Consider the following 22,281-nt stretch of genomic DNA (forward strand, 5'->3'; position numbering starts at 1 on the left):
TGGTGTAGGGCGTCTTCGAGTTCGGGTCGAGAGTACATTCGGGTGCAGCACGCGAACGCCAACCTTTCCTCGGGACCGTTCGCCGTACCGCGAGGGTCATCGTTGCCAGGACGGTCGCCCTCGCTCGCCCGCGCCGGCATCACGCGCGCTGAGCCGCCGGCGGGACGCCTCAGGCCAGGCCCTCCGGAAGGTCACCGCGATACAGCACGTGCCAATGCATGTGCTTCGACTCCTGGTATGCGCCCTCGTTCGTCACGACGCACGCCGCGCCGTACTCCTCCCGCACCTTCGTCGCGACCTTCCGTACCACCCGGAGAACGTCCGCGAGCAACTCTTCGGTGCCGTCGCCGAGGTCGACCAGCGACGGGATGTGCTGCTTCGGGACGACCACGATGTGCACCGGATAGCTCGGCTTGGTGTGCTTGAACGCGAGCACCGTGTCGGTTTCCTCCACCACCTTCACCGGCGCGCGGCCGTTCAGCGCCTCGTTGCAGTAGAAGTCCGGAACCATTGTCGGCGCGGTCGGAGTCGTCACAGTGCATCTGCCCCTATGGCTCTGCGGCGGCGGCCCGGTCGGGGAAGTGCCGGAAGTCACCGCAGTCGTCGAAGTTGACCACCAGCGGTCCAGGCTACTGCGCATTCTGACGTACACTCACTGCTTTCGAATGCCACGACAATCGGACCAATCCGACAGGTGAGCCTGCGAACAACTACCATCACGTGGCGGACCGGCCAGGCTACTGGCATCTGAGTAGTCTTGCCGACGTTGTCCGGCCTGTTCGGGCTCAGGCCAGACGGCACCGTCGTGGGGCTCACCACTCGCTCACCGCTCGGATCGCATCGATGTTGGCGGTGATGAAGTCCGCCAGTTGCGGCGGCATGAGCTGGATCCCACGGAGGTCCTCCGCTGTGAACGGCACCCGGACGACCTCGTAGCCGCCGCGCTCGGGCTTGGCGAACTCGGTGCCGGTGCGCGCCTGGATATCCATCTCCTTCAGCCTGGCGACGAAGATGTGCTGAACCCCCAGGCCCTGCTCCAGCTCGTCGGTGATCAGGTGGACGAGCCGCGGCACATGGAGCGCCCCGCCCAGTTCCTCGAACACCTCCCGGTGCAGCGCCGCCTCCACGCTGGCGTCGTTGGGTTCGACGCCCCCACCGACCGTCACCCAGTACGGTTCGCGGCCGGGCTTCGTCCGCACGATCAGCACCAGCTCCTCCCCATCGAGAAGGATCGCCCGGGCGCTGCGCCTCACGATCTGGGTCATGCCTGTGGACTCCTCATGGTTGCGACCCGGACGGCGAACTCCGCCGAGAGATCAGCAGGACGGCTGACGTACGACGTGACGTTACGATCGCTGCCCCGCCGTAGCGCTGCACTGGTTGGGGCCTCGCCTATGGCCTCAGCTGGCTGGAACGAACCCCTCGCATCAGGGCGCCGGGGGCGCGTACTTCGGTGCCGGCAGCACTCGGCATCCACTACCTGCAATGTGACAAGTCACTTGGGACGAAGGTCGAGTGTGTACCGCAACTCGGGAACGGTGAAGCCCCTGATGGTTTCTTCGCGGGCGGCGCCGTCGGTACACCAGCCGTGCCGTTCGTAGAACCTACGGGCGCGGGCATTGCCAGTAAGCACCCACAGAGTCGCCTTGTCGAACCCTCCGCGGTGTAAGACGTCGTGAGCTGCTCGGACAAGCTTGGATGCCAGGCCGCTTCCCCACTGTTGCGGTGCCACGTTCAGCGCCCAAAGCTCCCCCGCCCCGTCCGCATCCGCGTCGCGTCCAGGGCCGACGTGCGCGAAGCCCAGTGGAGTTCCGCGCACCTCAGCGACCAAGACGCTCTCCCTCGGGTCGCGTTTCCTACTCAGGGTCAGTTGCCACATTGCCCTGCGACGCTCCAGCGTCGTCGCATCGAGCAGACCCTGCGGCATGAGGCCGGCGTACCCGACAAGCCAAGCATCAAGGTGCACCCGGGCCAGCGCTGGACCGTCGTCGGCGACTGCTTCTCGGATCAGCATGTTGAAGTCCTTCCCACCTGGATCCAGAGCCTCGGCAGGCGGACGACGCCCCTCGGCAGGGCCTTGCTGCCATCAGTTGGAAGTGGTGATCAGTCACCGGGTCCGTGTCCGTCAGATCAGTCAGGACTACGTGGGTACCCAGCGTCTCATAGCTGGTCAACGCTGGGCACGCCCGTGGCTCCGTGCCTGCCGCCGGTATGGCTACCAGGGTTCTGCTGGGGTCAAGGACTTGCGGCCGAGCCAGCGCTGCAGCACCGCCGGCACCGCGACGGTGCCGTCCGGCTGCTGGTGCTGTTCCAGCAGGGCCGGCACCAGGCGGCTGGTGGCCAGCCCGGAGCCGTTCAGGGTGTGCACGAAGCCGGGCTTTCCTGTTGCGGGGCGGTAGCGGATGTTGCCGCGCCGGGCCTGGTAGTCCCGGGCGTTCGATACCGAGCTCACCTCGACGTAGCCGTCGATGCTGGGCAGCCAGACCTCGACGTCGAAGGTCTTGGCCATCGAGGCGCTGGTGTCCTCGGCGGCCAGCCGGGTGATTCGGTGGTGCAGGCCGAGCGCCTCGACCAAGTTGGCTGCTTTGGTCAGGAGTTCCTCGTGAGCGGTGTCGGAGGCGTCGGGGTGCGCGAACTGGAACATCTCGACCTTGTTGAACTGGTGGCCACGAAGGGTCCCACGGTCGGCAGCGCGGTAGCTGCCGGCCTCGCGCCGGTAGCAGGGCGAATAGGCGACGTACTTGCGCGGCAGTTCGTCCTCCGGAAGGACCTCGTCGCGATGGAGGTTGACCAGGGCGGTCTCCGAGGTCGGCAGCAGGAACCGCTGCGGCCCGGCCGGGCCCTGTTCGAGCGCGAAGACGTCCTCGGTGAACTTCGGGAACTGGCCTGCTGTGTAGCCGGCCTGATAGGTCAGCACGTGGGGCGGCAGGATCAGCTCGTAGCCGTCCTGCACGTGGGTCTCGACGAAGAAGTTGAGCAGTGCCCATTCGAGGAGGGCGCCGTTGCCGCGGTAGACCCAGTTGCCGGTGCCGCCGAGCTTGACGCCGCGCTCGTAGTCGATCAACCCGAGCCGACGGGCCAGCTCGACGTGGTTGTGCGGCTCGAAGTCGAAGTCCGGACGAGTGCCGTGCTCGCGGACGACCTGGTTCTGTTCCTTGCCGCCGGTCGGCACGTCGTCGTCGGGCAGGTTGGGCAGCTGGTCGAGGAACGCCTGGCGCTCGCCGGCCAGGGCGGTGAGCTGCTCTTCGAGCGCGGCGAGGCGGGTACCGAGTTCGGTTGCCTCGGTTCGCTTGGCGACGGCGGCTGGGTCCGCCGGCTCGAGCCGCGCGATCTCGCGGGAGATCTGCTTGCGCTCGGCGCGTAGCGTCTCGACCTCGGCAGTGCCATGCCGGTACTTCTCGTCCAGAGCGAGGAAGGCGGTGAGGTCGACGTGAACGGCTCGCTTCGCCAGCGCGCGCTCGACGCGCCGGGGGTGCTCGCGGATCACGGTGATGTCCAGCATTTCGGGTCCCATCGATCAGTCGGCGTGCGACGTGATCCCTTGGGGGCGTGGGCGAGAAGGGAACTCGCGGTGCCACCACGCCTTCGCCGTCACCCGGAGATGACGGCCTCGACGGCTCGATAACGGGAGCGAACCGGCGGGGCATTGGGCCACAGCGGGCCGTTCCTCCCCGCACTCGGGAGGGGATTCACCCCAGGACGCGAGGCTGCCTTCCCAGCTGCCGACAGCTCTCTCGGCTCGCGTGCCCTGCGGCTACTTGTCTCCGTCAGCGCGTTGCCGAGAGGATAGAACGCCCGGGTGCCACGAGCAACGCAGAATCGCTGTCCCGATTCAGCCGATCACCCTAAGCGATGCCACGACGAGGGACGGTCGTCGAAGCTGCTCACTCCCGGAAGAGCCTCATGGAGCGGGCGTTCTCCTTGAAGCCGAGCGATCGGTACAACCGCTCCCCGTCCGCGCTGGCAGTGAGGTTGACCAATCCACAGCCCTGGCCCCAGAACCAAGCGAGCAGGCAGGCCGTGACGGCTCTACCGTGTCCTTGGTGGCGGTGGCCCGGTTTCGTCAGGACCATGTGCACGTACCCAGTTCGCCCGGAGTAGGTGGGCCCGGGTGGCGCCTGGTAGATGCTCCCGAGTGCGGCGGAGACGAGGTCACCAGCGGAATCGTCGACGACGAAACCCGCCATGTCCACGGCGCGAGCGAGTCCAGCCGCCAGGTAGGCGGTGAGGTCCTCGAACCACCGGCCTACGGGCGGCGCCTTGATCATCTCCGCGCGGAGGCGGGCTATCGACAGCGCATCTGTGCCCGTCGCTCTCCGTACATCCACATCGGCTCGTCCTTCGATCGGGCGACCTCGCGATACGCCTCTGGACGCCCGGGGGCGCGGCCCCCTGTCCACCAACAGGTCAACATCGATCACGGTGAACGGCAACTCGAACCCACCGGCGCCGCTACCGTGTTCGCATGACCGTTGCCCCGTCGCCTGTCCGCGTCCGCTTCGCCCCGAGCCCCACGGGCATGTTCCACGTCGGTGGCGCCCGCTCGGCGCTCTACAACTGGGCGACCGCACGACAGCGCGGCGGCACGTTCGTCCTGCGGATCGAGGACACTGACGCGGCTCGTAACCGTGAGGAGTGGACCGAGGGGATCATCAGCGCACTCGCGTCCATCGGCATCTCGAAGGCGGACCCGGCGTTCGAAGGCCCCTCCTTCCAGTCCCAGAACGAGACCCGGCACCGCGAGGCCGCCGCCGGACTGTACGCGGCCGGCCTCGCGTACTACTGCGACTGCACGCGCGAGCAGGTGACCGAGCACACCGGTTCCCAGCAGCTCGGCTACGACGGGTTCTGCCGCGAACGGGGCCTGGGCTTCGAAGCGGGCCGGGCCCTGCGCTTCCGCACCCCGGACGAGGGGGTCACCGTGGTGGTCGACCTGATCCGCGGTAACCCCCAGTTCCCCAACGCCGCCATCGAGGACTTCGCGATCGCCAGGGGCAACGGCAGCCCGGTCTTCCTGCTGGCCAACGTGGTCGACGACCTCGACGAGGGGATCACCCAGGTGATCCGCGGCGAGGAGCACCTCTCGAACACCCCCAAGCAGCAGCTGCTGTGGCGCGCCCTGGGCGCCGAGCCCCCTGTGTGGGCGCACCTGCCGGTCATCGTGAACGAGAAGCGGCAGAAGCTGTCCAAGCGGCGTGACAAGGTGGCTCTGGAGGACTACCTGGCCGAGGGCTACCTGCCGGAGGCGGTGGTCAACTACCTGATGCTGCTGGGCTGGGGCCCGAAGGACGACGTCGAGATCCGTCCGTACGCCGAGCTGGAACAGCTGTTCCGCGTGGAGGACGTGAACGGCTCCTCGGCGTTCTTCGACATCAAGAAGCTGGCCTCGTTCAACGGTGAATACATTCGGGCTCTTCCGGTAGACGAGTTCGTGGCGGCGTGCGCGCCGTGGATTTCCTCGCCGCGGGCTCCGTGGTCGGCGGAGGCGTTCGATCCGGCGCAGTTCGCCGCCGTGGCCGGCCTGGCGCAGACGCGGATCTCGGTGCTGTCGGAGATCACCGCGTACGTCGACTTCCTGTTCCTGGACGAGCCGGTGCGCGACGAGGTCTCGTGGGCGAAGGCGATGAAGGAGGGGTCGGCGGACCTGCTTCGGGAAGCGCGCCGGCGGCTGGCCGAGACCGTGTGGGAGACGGCCCCGCTCAAGGCGGTTCTGGAGGAGACGGCGGCCGTCTTCGGGTTGAAGCTGGGCAAAGCCCAGGCTCCGGTCCGGGTGGCATTGACCGGCCGGACGGTGGGACTGCCGCTGTTCGAGTCGTTGGAGGTCCTGGGCCGCGAGCGGACCCTGGTGCGCCTGGACAAGGCTCTGGCCGAACTGGCGTGATGCCCGAGGGCCCGCACGCCCTGCTTGGGTGTGCGGGCCCTGTGCCTCTTCCGGCTTGTTGAGTGCCACTCAAGATGAGCATCCGTGTGCCACTCACGTTGAGTACGTGGAGCGATGAGGATGCCCTGCCGGAGGGGTTCCGGCAGGGCATTTGGTGTTCACGGTGCTACTGGGATGTGCATGGTGCCGCGCACGTGGGTGTCAGGTGATCTTGTCGCTCAGCATGGACTCACGAGCCATGCGCACATTGGGCAGCTTGCCTCGCCAGAGTTCGCGCTCACCGGTGGTCCTGAATCCGTACCGCTCGTAGAAGCGGATGGCCCTCTCGTTGTATTCGGTCACCCACAAGAGCATGGGATCGTCCTGCGCCCACGCCAGGAACTCGTCCATCAGTCGGCCGCCGGCACCTTGGCCTTGGGCTTCGTGCAGCAGATACATCGGCCCGAGGGTGACCACATCGTCTCGGCGTCCGCAGAGGAAGCCGACGATCTCCGCTCCGGAGCGGACGACACGACAGAACAACAGGTCCGGGTGCCGCATGGCCTCCTCAATGAACTCTCGCCACTGGGCAATGCCCTCCGCGGTGACAGCGGACCCTCGGTGCTCGCGGATCCACGTTTCGTCGATCCCCGCTCCTTCGTTGGGGTAGGTCTGGAGCCAGGCCCTCAACTGCACGTGGCCTACGAGGGCAGCATCGTCGGGGTGGGGTACTTCGATCTGATGGGCCATGGGGGTCATTCTTGACGGGTGCGTCTGATGTGTCTCGCGTGATTTTGCCGTGCAGACCTGCAGGCGGTCATTCGGCGGTGACTTCGGCGACGGCTGCTCTGGCGCTGGACTCGTCGACGATGGACTTGCCGTCGGCGTAGGCCGAGAGGAGGGCTTGGACGGCGAGGTTGTTGACGGCGCGGGGGTAGCCGCGGGAGGTGTCGTGGATGAGGGTGATCGCGTCGTCGGAGAAGAGGGTGTCGCTGCGGCCGGCGAGGGCGAGGTGGTGGGCGAGGTAGGAGGGGGTTTCCTCGCTGGTCATGGGCGGCATGTTGTAGCGGATGGCGATGCGCTGGTCGAGGGCGGCGAGCATGCCGAGCTTGATCTTGCGGCGGAGGGTGGGCTAGCCGATCAGCAGGCAGGCGAGCGGGCTGGTGGCGTCCATGTCGTGGTTGGTCAGCATCCGCACCGCTTCGAGCTGTTCGTGGTCGAGGAGGTGGGCCTCGTCGATGATCAGGACGGGGATGCGGCCGCGTTCGGCGTGTTCGGTGGCGAGGGCGTCGGCGGCCTGCGGAATCAGGGTGGACTTGTGCGGTCTGGGGACGCCGCCGAGGGAGGTGACGATGGCGTGATGGATGCCGGCGACGCCGACGGCCGGGTTGGGTAGGTAGATCACGGTGTGGCGGGGGTGGTCCAGGCCCGAGAGGGCCGCGCGGACGGCGACGGTCTTGCCGGCGCCGACCTCGCCGGTGATGCTCAGCGCAGATCGGCGAGGCGGTGCTCGGGTTCCGGGTCTGTACGGTCTTCGGTCAGACCCTTGGTCAGCCATAGCCCCTTGTAGTGGATCGCGGGGTGTCGGTGGTTTGCGCTGGTGGTGCCAGCTGGGGTGTAGCCGCAGGATCGCAGCAGGTCCTGCATTGTGCTCTGGTCACGTTCCTCGTTGTAGACACCGATGATCAGTCGGCCGCCCGGGGCGACGACGTGGTTCAGCAGATGGGCCACGTATGTGCCGCATAGGTCCGCGGGTACGTAGTCCAGGCCGGTGCGGACGGCGTCGAAGCGGTACGGGGGCTTCCAGCCCATCGCGTTGGCGGTCCAGATCCGATCGGCCCATTGTGGGCAGCGGGTTCGGGCGAGGTCGGCGAGGGCGATGGAGATCTCCACTCCGTAGGGTTCGATGGTGATCCCTGCTTCGGCGGCCCAGTCGGTCAGGCTCTCCATCAGGTGTCCGTTGGCGCATCCGACGTCGAGGAACGTGCCGCCGTGGGGCGGGAGAACGTCGACCAGCAGGCTGCGGGCCTCTCGCCAGCGTGTCTCGTCGCCGCTATGGCCCGACTGGGCCCGGGGGTTGTCGCCGCTGAGGTAGGCCGGTTCGATGACGTTCAGGACAGCAGCGTGCCACTCGTCGGCCGTGATCTCTCCTGTTTGGTAGGCGTCGTCGATGGGGGCCAGATCGCGCCAGCCTCTTTCCTTCGCGCTCGCGATGTCCTCCGCGTCGTGGGCGCCATGAGGCCGTGCGGTGGGGTCCATGCGTACTCCGTCTCTGTTCGCTGTACGACTTTGGTGGCGGGGCTGGCCGCGACCCCGAGCTGGGGCCGCGGCCGCCATCCTGGGTGTTCGCAGCGTCGGACGTGGTCAGACCTAGCCGGTTCGGTACGCAATCCACCGCTGGCCGGCCCACCTCCATCTCGGTCAAGTAGCCACATACGTAGGGGCGCCGGGAGAGGTCGTGAAGCCGGAGCTGTGCACCCAGTATCCGGACAGAGTGGCGGCGGTCGAGACGATCGCCGCCAGCAGGGCGCTCCGCTCTCCCCCGCTAGCGTCGTTCCTTCGCAACCAGGCTGACCCTCAGCCCGATTGAAGCGCATGGATCAGCTGTGCAGCCTCCCCCCGTGCCGGCTCCGCCCGCGGATCCTTCGGGTTGGCGTGCGGTCCGACGATCTTCGCCAGCACGAACAACCGCATCACCATCCCGTCCCGGCTCTCAAGGTCCGCCTGGCGCTCCCTCCGCACCCGGTCAGCGAGCGCCAATACCGCGAGGGAGGCGGCGTACAGCGACGCCGAATCCAGTCCGCGCGGCGCCATCCCCCAGTCCTCCCAATCGAACATGCAGAACTCGCCAGGGCCGGTGACATTCGCCCAGTTCAAGTCTGCGTGCGCAGGACACCACCGTTCCACCCTGATGTCCTGAGCCTCCGGAAAGGCGGCCCCGATCGTGTCGCCGACCAGCTTTTGCGTGATCTGATCGGTGTCCGGGGTCGCCACCCGGACCGTGCGCTGATCGGCGAGAGCTGTCAGCGAGGCGTTCAGTGAGCGCCACCACGTACCCGGCAGCTCCAGGCCGACGGCCAGCACCGCCGTACCGACGGGGCGGCCCGGCAGCAGCGAGGTCTCGTCCGCCTGCCAGATCGCCTGGTCGCCCGGGTCTTGCCATGTTGCCGACCCAGACCAGCGTGGCATCGCCACGCCGGTCAGCACCACTGCGGCTTCGACTCCGCCCCAGCCCTGTTCCCGAGCCCGCGCCCACGGCCGTCGTTCAACCCGGACCCAGCTGCCGCGGTCAGTACGGGCTCCTACCGTCCGGCGCTTGCACACCACGCTGGTCCGGTCCAGCCCTGTGCCGAGGCGCTGCTCCACCTCGTCCAGCACGTGATCGACGGGTTCCTGCCGAAGGTCCATGGTCTTCTACCGGACGAGTCCGGGGGCGGGGCCCTGCGGCGGGGTGACTCCGGTCAGCTCACGTGCCTGGTCGGCGAGGTGGGGCGCCAGTTGCGGGTAGTACCCGCGGTCCACGGCCTGGAGCATCTCCGCAAGGGCGACCAGTTGACCGATGCGTCCGGCCGGGGTGTCGAGGATGTCGGAGAACTCCGCACGGATGCGGTCCGCGACCGCCGGTACGAGGAGGCTGCTGACCCACAGGACTGCGGGGTCGTAGCCGACCGGGACAAGTCCCCAGCGTTCCCAGTCCAAGATCATGAGCGGCTCAGCGGTCAGGTTTGCCCACTGCAGATCTCCGTGGCCGGTGACCCGTTCGATGTTCCCAGGGGCCGGGATGCCGAGGTACGTCGGGAAGACCTGATCGATCCAAGTTGGGCGCAGGGTGATCTTTGTGCCCGAGGCCGTGGCGATGCCAGCCAGTGCATTCTTCAGATCGCTCCACCAGTTGTCCTTCAGGCCCGGGTCTGCGTGGAGGCCGGGTGTCGAGGACACCGCGGGGCCAGTGAAGTCGAAGACGTCTGCCTGGTAGAACCAGTCATCCGTGGTCCAGTCCACGGTGTCGTGCAGCCGTGGACGCGGAACGGGCTCCGGGATGAGCTGCTGCGCTCCAAGCGGTCCTTGACTGGACGGCCGGGGAGCGCGACGGCGGCTGTGACAGGAGACGCGGAGCCAGAGGCCCTCAGCCCGGCGGCCGACGGTCGAACCGGAGGTACCGAAGACGGACGACCCGGAACAGACGAGACCGAGGAAGCCAGCGGCCTTGGCGTGCGCGTACTCCAAGCGGCGCCGGGTTTCGCCATCCGGCCGAGAGGACATCGAGCACCTTCTTGAGTCGGTCTTCTGAAATCGAGCGGCCGAGAGCTGTCGCGGCATCGTCCCAGTGCGCGTGGCTACTGGTCGAGGTGTTGCGCGAACTCGTCCCCCTGCTGTCGCCTTGCAGCCGATGCATGCCCGAGGCTTTCACTGCCTGCCGCGGCGCGGTCCCAGCCAGGTCCAACCACCTCTACCCTAAAAGTATCTGAATAACCATCCGCTGGAGGGTCTTGACGTGGTCGTGAAGCAGAGCGATTGGGTGGCCGCAGCTGCGGACCAGGTGATCGCCGAGGGAAAGCGCCGTGGCGGGGCTCCGCTGGTGTGCGCATCCGGGGTCAGCCCGTCCGGCCCGATCCATCTTGGGAACCTGCGCGAGATCATGGTGCCGCACTTCGTCGCGGACGAGATTCGCCGCCGAGGTCTGGAGTGCCGCCACCTACTGTCCTGGGACGACTATGACCGGCTCCGGAAGGTGCCGGCCGGCGTCCCGGCCAGCTTCTCCGAGCACATCGGCCGACCGCTGACTGCGGTGCCCGATCCCTGCGGTGAGCACGAGAACTGGGCGGAGCATTTCAAGGTGCCGCTCCGTTCGGCCTTGGCTCAACTGGGTGTCGAGGTTGACGAGATCAGCCAGACGCAGATGTATACGTCGGGGGCCTACCGTGAGCAGATCGTGCACGCGATGCGTCATCGGCAGCAAATCGACGGTGTCCTCGGCCGGTACCGGACGAAGAAGGTCGAGGTGGAGGTGGAGCAGGACGAGGAGGACCTGGCCTCCGCCAGCGCGGGGGGTTACTACCCATATCGGCCGTACTGCGAGGTCTGCGAGCGGGACTCCACCGTGGTCATCAGCTTCGACGAAGCCAGTACGCAGATGCGGTACCGGTGCGACTGCAGCCACGAGGGCGGTTTCGCGTTGTCCGAGACGGATAGCGGGAAGCTGGTCTGGAAGGTGGACTGGCCGATGCGCTGGGCTTTCGAGGGTGTGACCTTCGAGGCCGGCGGCGTCGACCACTCCTCTCCGGGCTCGTCGTTCACCGTCGGGTCGCAGCTGGTGCGCGAGGTCTTCGACGGGTTCCCGCCGTCGTACCTCGGGTACAGCTTCGTGGGGATCAGCGGCATGGCGAAGATGTCTTCGTCGAAGGGTGGTGTCCCCACCCCGATCGACATCTTGGAGGTTCTGGAGCCCGCGGTGCTGCGATGGCTCTATAACCGGCGCCAGCCGAGGCAGTCGTTCCAGATCACGCTGGACCAGGAGATCCTGCGGCTCTACGACGAGTGGGACGCGCTCGGACGAAAGGCGGCCGTTGGGACGGCGACGGACCTTGAGGTGGCCGTCCGGGCCCGCTCAATCGGTCCGGCGGCTGGGCCGCTGCCAGCCACGCCCAAGCCGCTGCCGTTCCGCACGCTGGCCTCGGTGGCGGACGTGGCGGCCGGCGACCCTGAGCAGACGCTGCGCATCCTGCAGGACTTCACCGTCGAGGAGCCGCTCGCGAGCCTGGACGAGGCTCAGCCTCGGCCTGATGGCAACTCAAATCGCTTACACGGAAGTGAAATCTCGTTGGCGAGATGGCCTGTTAGACCGGCAGCATGGTGCCATGCCGACCACCATCTCGCCGAAGCCGAACTACAGCGCCACAGCGGTCCGCCCCAGTTGGGCCGAACTGCCTGCCCGTATCAAGGAGCTGGTCGAGGGTCGGCTTGGCGGCGCGGTCGTTCCGCGGCCGAGCGCGGGGAGCGGGTTCACCTCCGGTTTCGCCGCCGAAGTACTCGGGCCCGATGGGCCGCAATTCGTGAAAGCCGCCAACAGCTCCACCGCCCCGTACGTCGCAGACTGCTACCGGCGGGAAGCTCTGATCAACCAGGCGCTACCAGCAGCTGTGCCAGCGCCCCGCGTTCGCTGGATCGAGGAGGCTGAAGGCTGGGTGGTCCTGGGGCTCGACGCCGTTGAAGGCGCGCGGATGCCCGCAGATCCCTGGCGTCCGGCAGAGCTGGTCGCGGTCCTCGACGCTTGTGCGGCGAGCGCGCAAGCGCTGGTGCGCCCGACGCGATCCCTCCTCGAGCTGGGCCTGAAACCCGTTGCCGACGACTCGACGTTCGAGAACTGGCGCCTACTCACCGCCGGTATGACCAGGATGGACGAGCTGCCGGAGTGGTTTCCCCGGGAGCTGATCGACCCGCTCGCCGACCTCGAGAGCAACTGCGCCGCGGCCGCAGCCGGCAATTCCGTGCTCCATCTCGACCTGCGGCGGGACAACGTGGTCCTCGGCCCCGGCGGCCGAGCATGGATCTGTGACTGGAACTGGCCATGCCTCGGACCGAGCTGGTTCGACCTCACGCTGCTATTGGCCACCGCCCACGCCGACGGCCACGATGCGTCTCAACTGTTCGCCGAGCACCCAACCGCCCAAGACGTCGACCCCGAGCAGTTGGATGCCGTACTCGCGGCGCTCACTGGGCACTTCTTGCGCTCGGGCGCGCAGCCCCCGCCGCCTGGCAGCCCAGCACTGCGGCAGCACCAGGCATGGTGCGGAGAAGTCATGCTGCGCTGGCTGACGGAGCGGCGCCACTGGCAGGTCTGACGGGACGTGTCGGCCAACTAGCCGCCCTCATGGAGATACTCCAGGCCGTTGACCGGGGGTACTGCCCGGAACGGAACTGCCCCTCCACCTCGCTGAGGCCGCGCACAGACTCACCGGGGTCCACCCTGTGCACTGATCACGGACGCGGTGTGGGGCTTGACGGCCGCCTGGACGACTACGACATCCACCCGAGCATGCGCCAGCAGATCGGCGACTACCTCAGCGGTCAAGACCCCTACCTGGGCTGAACCCGCGCTGTGGCGTCCACGCGCTCCTCCGTATGGGCCACGGCGGCGTCGATCTCAACCTCGGCACGCTGGGTGAAGCGCCCCACTAATCTGTTGGCTCCGCACCGGCCGGTGGTTCCCCGACCCGTTCCTCCAAGCTCATCCTCTCGCCATCCGGGGTCGCGGCTCATGTCGGAGTAGATCAAGGCCTCCACTAGCGCCTGGTCCTCGTGCGAGTGCACCCATCATTGGGGGCAGGCAATCAGCGAGTCCCCTTTCTGTGATCATGCGCGCCCAGGCGGACACCTCTCACCTATACCGCTTGGCCTGCCCGATCGTGGAGTCTCGTAGACCCGCCTGCTCGATCGTCGGAGCGGTTGCACCCCGATCAGCCGTACGGGCAGCGGATGCTTGTCGCCTTTGGGCGTGCCTCACGCTACGCCAGCCGCTTGGCAGTTACGACTACTGCCGTCTCAGCGAAGAAGAACCGCGCGCCAGCAGCCGCCTCCTGCACCGCTGCGTGCCATGCCTCGACCTCGTCGACATCTACAAGGCCCTTCCTCCGAGAGGCTGTGAGGGTCAGCGCTTGCCTTATGTTCTCAATGCGCCGGGCTGCTTGGCCGACCAGCTCAGTTGAGGACGTGACCCACGTGGCGACCCGCTCCGAGATCAGCGGCGATGCCTGAACCAGCCCGGGCAGCTTCCGGCCGATTCGTCCATCCGCATGGTCCATCCACTGCTGTTGATCATCAGTGAAGGCATGGCAGATCCGTCTGTCCAGGTCGCGGTCCACCCCCGCTACCATGATCGAGTCGAAGTCAACGTGCGCTACGACGGCGCGGCCACCAGGTTTGAGTAGCCGCCAGATCTCCGCCAGGAACGCGGGCGCGTCCGGAAGGCACTCGAGCACGTTGTACGAGACGACCGCATCAGCACAGCTATCTGGCAGAGGGACTGGCTCTCGGAGGTCTGTCACCAGGACGTCGCTTCCGCCAGCGTGATCAGCAAGCAGTTCCCGGGCTGCTTCGACACTTGCTGTAGAGCGGTCGACCCCAGTCAGATGCACTATCGGGAAGCGACGGGCGAAGGCCGCCAGCGTCGGTCCCCTTCCACAGCCGAGATCGACTACTCGCCCGTGGAGTGGTGGTTCCACTGAGTCAACCAGGTGATGGTGAATTAGCCCATCCTCTTCGGACATCCCGACTTCTCCATCAATGCTGCGACCTGCGGACAACTGACCACCCTGCGCACGAGAGAACGGTGACCGGCTGCGTGAAGCCGGAAGTAGGGGCTGCTCGCCTGCCAGTGACACCACCGATGTTCTGGATGAGCGGATGGTGTTACCGGCCATGACAACTCTGGCTACTCTGACCTGCGGTGATTCATAAGGAAAGCTACATGTCCCTGCCGATTAATCAATGACGCTTGCTGTGGCCTATTCGGGTGATTTCGCAGCAGCGAGCCCGACAGTCGGTTGGCAGTCGGGCTGTGTGGCAGTAGATGACGATGGCCAGGGCTGAGACTTTGCGGTCGACGTGAAATCATTGCCCGCAAAACCGGCATGATTGACGATCGGGATGAACCGGTCCAGGGGCTCGGCTGAGCTGGTCGCGCGAGATGCAGAGATCTAGTCGGGCAAGGGCCACGAAGGCGCCATTCCCGGGTTCGCGAGGCGCTTGCCGCTGTCACGATGCGCAAAGTCTTGCCCATCTTGGGTAACCAACCGCCCTGCGCTGGGTAGGTATTGCTGGCGAAGTGACAGCTGGTGCAGGTGGGAGGGGCTTCAATCGTGACTCCGGAGCGACTGTGGATGACGGCGATCGCATTACGCAAGCGCGGATATCGTCGACTTGCCAAGCGCGTCAAGCAGTTGAACTCGTTGATCTATCACAACTCGCTGGCCGCCGGCTGCGATGTCAGCCCTGACGTCTACCTCGGGCACCACGGGATGGGAACCGTGGTCCACGACAACGTGACCGTCGGCAGTCACGTCCGGATCTGGCAGAACGTCACGCTCGCCGTTCGCGCTCCCGCAGGGTCGCCGCACCGGATCATCATCGAGGACAACGTGGTGATCGGCGCGAACGCCGTGGTCATCACCCCTCATCTCCAGAGCGTGCGGATCGGGCGGGGCGCAAAGGTCGGTGCCGGCGCCGTAGTGACCGGTGATGTCCCCGCTGGCGCGACTGTCGTCGGAGTCCCCGCCCGAGTCATCCGCGAGGGTGCCAGCTAGATTGCCACGCCGTTGATCGTCTCAGGCTGCCGTTGCATGCCCAGCAGGATCCGCAGCGTTTCGGTGCGTCCCCAGGGCCCGGGGCCCGGCGGGTCACTCATCGGCCGCACCCACCGTTCGACGAAGCTGAGGAGGATGGCTGACCGCGGGGAGCCAGAGGCGTTGAACCCGGAGCGGTGCCACGTCGCGGCGGCCATCACAAGAAGTGTCCCCGGCTCGGCCTCGAAGATGGTCGGTTCGTGGTCGCCAACTGGACCCGCGCGGTGCGGTGCTGCGTGGGACCCGCTCAGCAGCTGCGTGGCACCGTTCGCTTCGTGGAAGGGGTCCAAGGGTAAGACACATTGGAGCCCGAGAAGTGAGCCGCTCACCATGGTGGGCATCTCGTTGTACGGGTAGTCGATGTGCCAGTCGTCGACAGGCTGGCCCGGCTGCACCATGTTGAGGCTGTAGTCGGAGAGCAGGAAGTTCTCGCCGAGCAGGTCTTTCAACGTCGTGGTGAGCAGCGCGTTGTTGAGCAGTTCGATGAACGGGTCCCCGTGCTTGAAGAGGTCCCAGACTCGGGTCGACTTCGGGTAGTGGTGGGCATGCTGACCAACTGCGAGCGCCTCGCTCAGGACTCGCAGTTCGGCGCAGGCTGCCGGACCGAGGAAGGCCGGCCAGGCCGCATGCCCGTGGGCACGGACGTCGGCAGCAAGTCGACGTGAAGGGGCGGGAGTTGTCATCGGTCAACGTGTCCTGTCGTTTGGGCTCGGAGCTCGATGATGGTGCCGAACCTGTCGTGGTGCGACAGGTCGACGAGCCTGGTGCCGGCGGAGAGCAGTTCGGTGATCTGGTCGACCAAGTTGTCGACGTCGCTGTTGGCGTGACGGACGTCGAAGGTGGAGATGAGCTCCAAGCTGGGCTCGACGTCGTCCTGGTCGCGGTTGGCATCTCGGGTCATCACAGCTCCAGTGAGTGGCGGGTGTAGCGCTCGGTCAACGACTCGGGCGGAACGAGCTCCACGGGCTGGGACTCCAGCCATCCGCTGATCCGAGTGAGGTAATCCTCGATCGCGCTTGTGCTGGGCAGAGAGGCGAGGTCAAGCACCGCGCAGGCCGGATCGGCCGTGTCGAACAGCCGTGCCAAGGCCCTGTAGAACAGCTGCTCGCCGTCAGCGACGGCCTTGATCGACCAACTCCCGATGACTACGGGTGTAGGCACAGATGGGGCGAGCCGCTGCCAGCGCTCAATCCACCCAGGCGCGGTCCGGCTCCGCGAGATGAGTAGTTGCACTCCTTGGTCCGCGATCATCTGGGGAGGATGCCTGGGGGCGTCACTGCCGAGCAGTACTGCCCGAGACCGCGGAGGCTTACTGGCTTCAGTATCGATCTGGGCCACGGCGGTCATGTCAGCTTCCGAAGTCTCGTCGATTATCAGCGCTCCTCGAAGGGCGCGGGGGAGGGAACCGCGCAGAGCAACTGGGCTCTGGCCGGCGCCGGGTATCAAGATGAGCATCAGGCGGCGCAGCGGAATCCCGATCCGACTCGGCTGGGCCAACGCATCGATCGCACGGATGACCGTGGCCAGCCCGCCGTGGTTGGGCGCCGGGCGCGTCGTGCGGAGGGGACGGGCCAGGGATGCTCGGATCTGACTGGCGAGAACTACCGGATCAGTCGACGCAGTTGCTCCGCCGTACTGTTCGGCGATCCTCGCTGCGTGCTCGTCCAGCCCCTCCATGAAGGAGACGTCCGGCACCAGGACGAGCTGGGCCTGCCCGAGCAGGGCTTCGGACAACGCATTGTTTCCTGGCTTAATGACCGCAACGTGTGCAGCCGCGAGTAGAGCCGCGAGCTGGGGCTCGAATCGTCGAACCGTGACGTTGGGAGTCACTTGCAGTGCTCTGCCGGCGTAGTAGGGGCCGGTGACGAAGACGAAGCGGACCGAGCTACTCTCCTCCCGCAGCTGGGCCGCGACGTGCGCACAGGCGTGGAACAGCCGGTCGCCGTAGCCATCCGGCATCTGGTCGCCGCCGGCACCGCCGTTGACCACCACGAGACGCTCGCCTGCGGGGGCGTATCGCTGCCGCATCTGCCCGATCTCCGCAGGGCTGGGGCAGTAGCAGAGGTTGCCGACGAAGGTGAAGCGGCCACTTCCTTGAACAGCCGCCACGGATTGCCCGCTGTGCCCTTCCCGTCCAAAGTCCTCGGGGCTCTGGGCAATGAGGATCGCGTCGTAGGCGCCGAACCGGCCTTGGCTGCGGAGTAGGTCGAAGGAGGTCCCGTCGAGGCGACGCATGACGAGCAGCCGCGGCCGGTGGGCGAGGGCTGGAAGTGAGAGGTAGCGAGGATCAGGGTAGGTGTCCTCGATCACCACCGCAGGGTCCAGCCGGTGAAGGAGCCGGTCCAGGACCGCGGTGTAGCTGTCCTCGGCAACGGCCGAGGACACCCGATGCAGCAGAGGGAAGTTGACGACCTCGACGGCCGTGTCGCGGAACAGGCTCAGCGAGCTCGCTTGGCTGACGATGACCGGTCGAAGTCGGCCCTCCTTGCGGATCGCCTCGGCGATCAAGATGGCGCGTCGGATGTGGCCGAACCCGATGCCGTTCTTTACGAGCAGGACTATCGTCTTCACCAATCTCCTCCTGGTGTACGGGCTGGCGCGGGGAGCCTCAGCAGCGACAACAAAGTGCCTCGGGCCCGCGCCTCGGTGTAGCCGTGGATGATGGACTGCCTGGCTGCGGTCCCGAGTCGCCGGCGCCTGCGGGCGTCGTCGGCCAAGTCGACGATCGCGCGGCCCATGCCGTGCACGTCCCCTTCGCCGACTAGCAGGCCGTTGACGCCGTCGTTGATCACTTCGGGGATGCCCTCATGCCGGGTGCCAATGACGGCGGCCTCCGCGCCCATGGCTTCGAGGATGGACACCGGCAGTCCCTCCGCGTCGCCGTCGACCGATGAGGTGACCGCGTGGTGCAGCATGATGTCGGCTCCGCGGATGAGAGCCAGGGCCTGTTCGTGCGGTAGCCGTCCATGGACGGAGACGTGATTGGTGAGCCCGTGCGCGTCGATGAAACGTTGGACGTCGGGCATCAGGGGCCCGTCCCCAACAAGATCGAGTCTGAGTCGCGAGTCCGCACGGCAGGCATCAGCGAACGACTCCAATAGGAGAAGCGGAGCCTTCTTGGGAACCAGCCTCCCGACCGCTACGCACCGAACTTGCCGGCTGCGCGGGTGGACTGGTGTCGCCGGCCGAGTCGGGGGGATCTCGACACAACAGCGGACCACCCTTAGCCGTTCCCTTGGTAACCCAAGGTCGATCAGGCGCTCGGCCGCCCTCGCGCTGGGCACGATCAGCCCGTCTGCGGCCGCGTAGCGCAGATAGACCTCCCGCCAGTAGGAGTCGCGGAGCCTAGCGGAGAGATCGACCCCGTGTCCGCGAACCCACACCCGCACGCCGACCGAGCGCAACAAGTCGAACCACCGGTCAGCGAAGTCGAAGTACTCGACCAGCACCACCTCCACGCCGTGCTTCGCCAGGAATTCGCGAACAGCCTGCTGCCGCTCCAGGGACGGGGCGGGATCGCCCGGCAACGGGTCGAAGGTGAGGCTCGGCGCGCCCGCTGTGTCCCAAGCCGCGCGGCCGACGACGGTCTCGCCACGCGGGGGCGGGTCGCTGACGACGACTGTGTCGCTGGGCGACAGTCTCTGAACGTCCCACTGGAGGAAGGTCTCGCTGGTCACGCCGATCTCCGGCAGAAGAATGCACAGTCGCCTCGACACATCGCTCCCTATGGTTGCGGCTACTGCCTTGGACTCGTAACGCGACAGCTCTGGCCAGCGGAGCCAGCCGTGCTCCTCTCCGATCAGCGGCGCGATTATCCGATCTTGATCTCGAGCGCAGCTGGCACCTCCGACGCCGGGGCTTCATGATCGTTTGAAGAGGCATGGCCTGACTCCTCGTCAGAGCTGCGGCCGGGATTGGACACGTCTCTTTCGGCTCGGCTAGATTTTTGAAATGGCTAACCTGGAAGAGCTGCTGCGTCAGCGGCTCAAATCGGCGTTCGAGGCAGTGGCGGGAACTTCCGTGGACCCCCTCGTCCGACGATCCCAGCACGCGCACTTCCAGTCCGACGCCGCTCTGCCCCTCGTCCGCCAGATCGGCGGTAACCCGCGCGAGATCGCCGCTCAGGTGGTCGCAAAGGCCAAGCTCGACGACCTGTGCTCGTCCGTGGAGATCTCCGGGCCGGGTTTCATCAACCTGACCATCTCCGACGACGTCCTCGGCCAGATGCTGGCCGACACGCTCAATGACGACCGGCTGGGCGTTCCGCAGGTCGAGGGCCCCGAGACGATCACCATCGACTACTCGGCCCCGAACGCCGCCAAGGAGATGCACGTCGGGCACCTCCGCTCGACGATCATCGGTGACGCCGCCGTGCGCCTGCTCGAATGGCAGGGTCACACGGTGATCCGTCAGAACCACATCGGAGAATGGGGCACGCCGTTCGGCATGCTCGTCGAACACCTCCTGGACATCGGCGAGTCCGAGGCCGCCCACGAGCTGTCCGTAGGTGACCTCAACGGCTTCTACCGGGCCGCTCGCGCGAAGTTCGACGCCGACGAGGCTTTCAAGGACCGGGCCCGCAAGCGCGTGGTTCTTCTGCAGGGTGGGGACGAGACCACGCTGCGCCTGTGGCGCACCCTGGTCGACGAGTCGAAGAAGTACTTCCTCACCGTCTACAGCACCTTGGGTGTGCGCCTGAACGAGGATGACTTCTTCGGGGAGAGCTATTACAACGACCAGCTCCAGTCGGTTCTGGACGAGCTGGACGAGCTGGGGCTGCTCCGTGACAGTGAAGGCGCCAAGTGCGTCTTCCCCGGCGACTACCTCAACCGCAACGGTGACCCGCTGCCGATCATCGTCCAGAAGGGCGACGGCGGGTTCGGCTACGGGGCCACAGACCTCGCTACCATCCGGCACCGTCTGAGGAATCTGCACGCCACCCGGCTGCTCTACGTCGTTGGCCTGCCCCAGCACCAGCACCTCGAGATGGTCTACGAGACCGCCCGCGATGCCGGCTGGCTCGCCCCGCCGGCCCGTGCCGAGCACATCGGCCACGGCTCGATCCTCGGCAGTGACGGCAAGATGCTGCGCACCCGTGCCGGCGTCTCCGTCAAGCTCGTCGACCTCCTGGAGGAGGCGATCATCCGGGCCTCTGCCGTCATCGCGGAGAAGAACCCAGAGCTGGACGAGGAGACCCGTGCCGCCGTTGCGCGGGCTGTGGGGATCGGCGCGGTCAAGTACTCCGATCTGTCGACCGACCGTCTCAAGGACTACGTCTTCGACTACGACCGGATGCTCTCGTTCGAGGGCAACACCGCTCCCTACCTGCAGTACGCCCGGGCCCGGATCTGCTCGATCTTCCGGCGCGCCGGGGTAGAGCCCACCCGTACCATTGACACGCTGGTCATCGCGGAGCCGGCCGAGCGTGCCCTGGCACTGGAGCTGCTTGGCTTCGGCACTCTGATCTCCGAGGTCGCTGAGAACCTGGAGTTCCACCGGCTCGCGCACTACCTCTACGGATTGGCCAGCGCCTTCACGTCCTTCTACGAGAAGTGCCACGTGCTCCGCGCCGAAGGAGATGTCCGGCAGAGCCGACTGGCTCTGTGCGACCTCACCGCACGGACCCTGGCGCTCGGCCTCGAACTGCTCGGGATCGACGCCCCCAACCAGATGTGACGCAGCTGCCCCACCGACTAGCGCGATGGGGCAGGCCGCCAGTTGATCAACCCCGTCGAGGAGTACGACCGGCACCACCGGTCGTACTCCTCGACGCTTTCCACCCCGTGGTCGAGCACCGCACGGTAGACGTCGATCGACCGGTAGGCCGCGCCCCGCTCCACCAGTGCCTCCTTGAGGCGCAGGATGGCGGCCCGCGTCACATCGTCCAAGGCCGAACGCATCGGCCCGACAAGATCGGCGGATCTGGGGCCGTCGTAGTCGCCGGCCAGCAACCACATCTGTACAGTCCATGGCACCCCCTGGTGGTGATATCGGAGTTCCCAGCCGAGCCCCGCGTCCGCCTCGCCAACAGCGTTGATGAACAGTGCTCTTCGCACGGCAGGGTCCTTGGCCCAAGCGGCGAGCAGAGCAAAGCCGGATTCGACGCGAAGGTCGCCGTAGATTTCGATGTCGATGTCCGGGACGACCAGCAGCCCGTACGCAGCCGCCCCGCACAATCTCGGCTCCCCGAATCGCTGCCACCGCTTAAGGGGCTGGAGCACATCGAGCACCTGCCGAGCTGCCTCCTGCCGGGACGCCTGCCGCTGAAGAAGCCGACAGGCGTCGCCGTCCTCGGCGAGGTTCACGCGGTGGCTGGGCCGTAGCCCAAAGCCGCGCACGCCTCACGCAGGTACTCGGGGACCTCGGAATCGGCTGGCAGATCGCGGCTCGGTTGCACCGATCCAGTCTTGATGTTCTCGGTGAAATCCCCGATGCCCCACAGCATCGGCCCGTGATCCGCGGCCCCGTAGTCCAGCATGCCCGCCTCCCAGGCCACCCCCAGATGCGCGCACACCTCTCGCGTTACCCGTTCCGGCGCGGCGGTGAGGTCCTCGTAGCGAACCGTCAGGCCAGGCAGCTCCTGCCGGGCCTTGTCCAACTCCCGCAGATACGTGGTCACCAGGTACACCGAGTCGTCAAGGTCCTTGTCGGGACGCCCCGCGATCGCGGACTGGAGGATATGCAGCGGGTGACGGAGGAGGAAGATGAAGCGCGCATCGGGCCAGCAATCGGACAGCCTGCGCCACAGCAGCAAGTTGCCCGGTGTCTTATCGACGACGATCTCCTTCCCGCTCAGAGCGAGCTCCCGGTGCAGCAGCCTGTCCCACAGCAGATGCTCGATCTCCTCCTGGGGCAGGCCGGATACCCCCATGGCCAACTCGACGTACTTGCTTGTGAGTTTGACCTCCAGATCGGCCAAGTGCAGCTCGTGCGGAGCCCTGATCCGGCTATGCGTGTCCAGGATGCACCGCAGCAGCGTCGAACCGGAGCGGATCGAGCTGAGGATGAAGACCGGCGACGCGACAAGACGGCTGCGTGAGAGTGCGACAGACATGGCGTCATCTCCTCGTGGTTCATGCA

Annotated in this window: 23 protein-coding genes and 1 pseudogene; 6 read left to right on the forward strand and 18 right to left on the reverse strand. The window is 66.7% G+C overall.

The genetic code is table 11. The features are described from left to right. Positions 1-169: 169 nt before the first annotated feature. The 5 genes from BG452_RS00865 to BG452_RS48000 all read right to left on the reverse strand — a co-directional run bounded on the left by BG452_RS00865 (position 170) and on the right by BG452_RS48000 (position 4,268). On the reverse strand, positions 170-535 hold the full coding sequence (locus BG452_RS00865; protein ID WP_317620842.1) for an HIT family protein: 366 nt from the start codon (positions 533-535) through the stop codon (positions 170-172). A gap of 277 nt (positions 536-812) precedes the next feature. Further along, positions 813-1,265, reverse strand: a complete 453-nt coding sequence (locus BG452_RS00870) for an NUDIX hydrolase (protein ID WP_188302139.1) — start codon at positions 1,263-1,265, stop codon at positions 813-815. Between the two features lie 230 nt (positions 1,266-1,495). Continuing rightward, positions 1,496-2,014, reverse strand: a complete 519-nt coding sequence (locus BG452_RS00875; RefSeq protein WP_188302140.1) for a GNAT family N-acetyltransferase — start codon at positions 2,012-2,014, stop codon at positions 1,496-1,498. Between the two features lie 201 nt (positions 2,015-2,215). Next, a complete protein-coding gene (serS, locus tag BG452_RS00880; protein WP_188302141.1) occupies positions 2,216-3,502 on the reverse strand; it encodes a serine--tRNA ligase in 1,287 nt (428 codons plus the stop codon). Positions 3,503-3,884: 382 nt separating this feature from the next. After that, positions 3,885-4,268, reverse strand: a complete 384-nt coding sequence (locus BG452_RS48000; RefSeq protein WP_188302142.1) for a GNAT family N-acetyltransferase — start codon at positions 4,266-4,268, stop codon at positions 3,885-3,887. A gap of 251 nt (positions 4,269-4,519) precedes the next feature. On the opposite strand from BG452_RS48000, the gene gltX reads away from it, so the two are divergent. After that, positions 4,520-5,881 carry a glutamate--tRNA ligase gene (gltX, locus tag BG452_RS00890; protein WP_262985960.1) on the forward strand — a complete coding sequence of 454 codons (1,362 nt, stop codon included), beginning with the start codon at positions 4,520-4,522 and terminating at the stop codon, positions 5,879-5,881. A gap of 201 nt (positions 5,882-6,082) precedes the next feature. Here gltX and BG452_RS00895 read toward each other — a convergent pair whose 3' ends face one another. The 6 genes from BG452_RS00895 to BG452_RS00915 form a co-directional block, all read right to left on the reverse strand. Beyond that, positions 6,083-6,610, reverse strand: a complete 528-nt coding sequence (locus tag BG452_RS00895; RefSeq protein WP_188302144.1) for a GNAT family N-acetyltransferase — start codon at positions 6,608-6,610, stop codon at positions 6,083-6,085. Between the two features lie 67 nt (positions 6,611-6,677). Beyond that, complete coding sequence (locus BG452_RS45165) at positions 6,678-6,962, reverse strand: hypothetical protein (protein ID WP_223241558.1); 285 nt, start codon at positions 6,960-6,962, stop codon at positions 6,678-6,680. A gap of 30 nt (positions 6,963-6,992) precedes the next feature. Beyond that, the gene (locus BG452_RS45170; RefSeq protein ID WP_223241559.1) at positions 6,993-7,418 is read right to left on the reverse strand and encodes an AAA family ATPase; all 426 of its coding nucleotides are present in this window, start codon (positions 7,416-7,418) and stop codon (positions 6,993-6,995) included. Next, on the reverse strand, positions 7,346-8,119 hold the full coding sequence (locus BG452_RS00905) for a class I SAM-dependent methyltransferase (protein WP_188302145.1): 774 nt from the start codon (positions 8,117-8,119) through the stop codon (positions 7,346-7,348). The genes BG452_RS45170 and BG452_RS00905 overlap by 73 nt, the downstream gene beginning before the upstream one ends. A gap of 318 nt (positions 8,120-8,437) precedes the next feature. Then, a complete protein-coding gene (locus BG452_RS00910; RefSeq protein WP_188302146.1) occupies positions 8,438-9,268 on the reverse strand; it encodes a hypothetical protein in 831 nt (276 codons plus the stop codon). Between the two features lie 6 nt (positions 9,269-9,274). Continuing rightward, positions 9,275-9,862: a hypothetical protein gene (locus tag BG452_RS00915; RefSeq protein ID WP_223241560.1), complete on the reverse strand. Its 588-nt coding sequence runs from the start codon at positions 9,860-9,862 to the stop codon at positions 9,275-9,277. A gap of 493 nt (positions 9,863-10,355) precedes the next feature. Here BG452_RS00915 and lysS point away from each other — a divergent pair, with 493 nt between their 5' ends. The 3 genes and pseudogenes from lysS to BG452_RS47545 form a co-directional block, all read left to right on the forward strand. After that, positions 10,356-12,038: a lysine--tRNA ligase gene (gene lysS / locus BG452_RS00920; RefSeq protein ID WP_188302147.1), complete on the forward strand. Its 1,683-nt coding sequence runs from the start codon at positions 10,356-10,358 to the stop codon at positions 12,036-12,038. A 7-nt stretch (positions 12,039-12,045) separates the two neighbouring features. Further along, a complete protein-coding gene (locus tag BG452_RS00925; RefSeq protein ID WP_188302148.1) occupies positions 12,046-12,702 on the forward strand; it encodes a phosphotransferase family protein in 657 nt (218 codons plus the stop codon). Positions 12,703-12,869: 167 nt separating this feature from the next. Then, positions 12,870-12,950: pseudogene (locus BG452_RS47545) on the forward strand (NUDIX hydrolase); the annotation flags it as partial. A 415-nt stretch (positions 12,951-13,365) separates the two neighbouring features. Here the strand turns inward: BG452_RS47545 and BG452_RS00935 are convergent. Next, entirely contained in the window at positions 13,366-14,127 is a 762-nt protein-coding gene (locus tag BG452_RS00935) for a methyltransferase domain-containing protein (protein WP_188302149.1), read from the reverse strand. A gap of 612 nt (positions 14,128-14,739) precedes the next feature. Between BG452_RS00935 and BG452_RS47550 the strand changes: the two genes are divergently transcribed. Next, positions 14,740-15,162 carry a serine O-acetyltransferase gene (locus BG452_RS47550; RefSeq protein ID WP_317620843.1) on the forward strand — a complete coding sequence of 141 codons (423 nt, stop codon included), beginning with the start codon at positions 14,740-14,742 and terminating at the stop codon, positions 15,160-15,162. Here BG452_RS47550 and BG452_RS00945 read toward each other — a convergent pair. Genes BG452_RS00945 through BG452_RS00960 form a run of 4 tightly spaced genes read right to left on the reverse strand, consistent with a single transcriptional unit; the run spans position 15,159 to position 18,878 of the window. Beyond that, entirely contained in the window at positions 15,159-15,884 is a 726-nt protein-coding gene (locus BG452_RS00945) for a phytanoyl-CoA dioxygenase family protein (RefSeq protein ID WP_188302150.1), read from the reverse strand. The genes BG452_RS47550 and BG452_RS00945 overlap by 4 nt on opposite strands. After that, the gene (locus BG452_RS00950; protein ID WP_188302151.1) at positions 15,881-16,102 is read right to left on the reverse strand and encodes a hypothetical protein; all 222 of its coding nucleotides are present in this window, start codon (positions 16,100-16,102) and stop codon (positions 15,881-15,883) included. Before BG452_RS00950 ends, BG452_RS00945 begins: the two co-directional genes overlap by 4 nt. Continuing rightward, positions 16,102-17,772, reverse strand: coding sequence for a hypothetical protein (locus BG452_RS00955; protein ID WP_188302152.1), 1,671 nt, complete (start codon positions 17,770-17,772; stop codon positions 16,102-16,104). Before BG452_RS00955 ends, BG452_RS00950 begins: the two co-directional genes overlap by 1 nt. Beyond that, complete coding sequence (locus tag BG452_RS00960) at positions 17,769-18,878, reverse strand: glycosyltransferase family 4 protein (RefSeq protein ID WP_317620844.1); 1,110 nt, start codon at positions 18,876-18,878, stop codon at positions 17,769-17,771. Before BG452_RS00960 ends, BG452_RS00955 begins: the two co-directional genes overlap by 4 nt. A 274-nt stretch (positions 18,879-19,152) precedes the next feature. On the opposite strand from BG452_RS00960, the gene argS reads away from it, so the two are divergent. Then, positions 19,153-20,877, forward strand: a complete 1,725-nt coding sequence (gene argS / locus BG452_RS00965; protein WP_188302154.1) for an arginine--tRNA ligase — start codon at positions 19,153-19,155, stop codon at positions 20,875-20,877. 17 nt (positions 20,878-20,894) lie between these two features. On the opposite strand, the gene BG452_RS00970 is transcribed toward argS, so the two are convergent. Together BG452_RS00970 and BG452_RS00975 are read right to left on the reverse strand one after the other, a co-directional pair. Then, positions 20,895-21,506 (reverse strand): hypothetical protein, encoded by a 612-nt coding sequence (locus BG452_RS00970; protein WP_188302155.1) that lies wholly within the window; start codon positions 21,504-21,506, stop codon positions 20,895-20,897. Next, on the reverse strand, positions 21,503-22,255 hold the full coding sequence (locus BG452_RS00975) for a sulfotransferase family protein (RefSeq protein WP_188302156.1): 753 nt from the start codon (positions 22,253-22,255) through the stop codon (positions 21,503-21,505). Before BG452_RS00975 ends, BG452_RS00970 begins: the two co-directional genes overlap by 4 nt. Between the last annotated feature and the right edge of the window lie 26 nt (positions 22,256-22,281).

The organism is Streptomyces sp. CBMA123, assembly GCF_014596465.1.
Lineage (GTDB): Bacteria > Actinomycetota > Actinomycetes > Streptomycetales > Streptomycetaceae > Kitasatospora.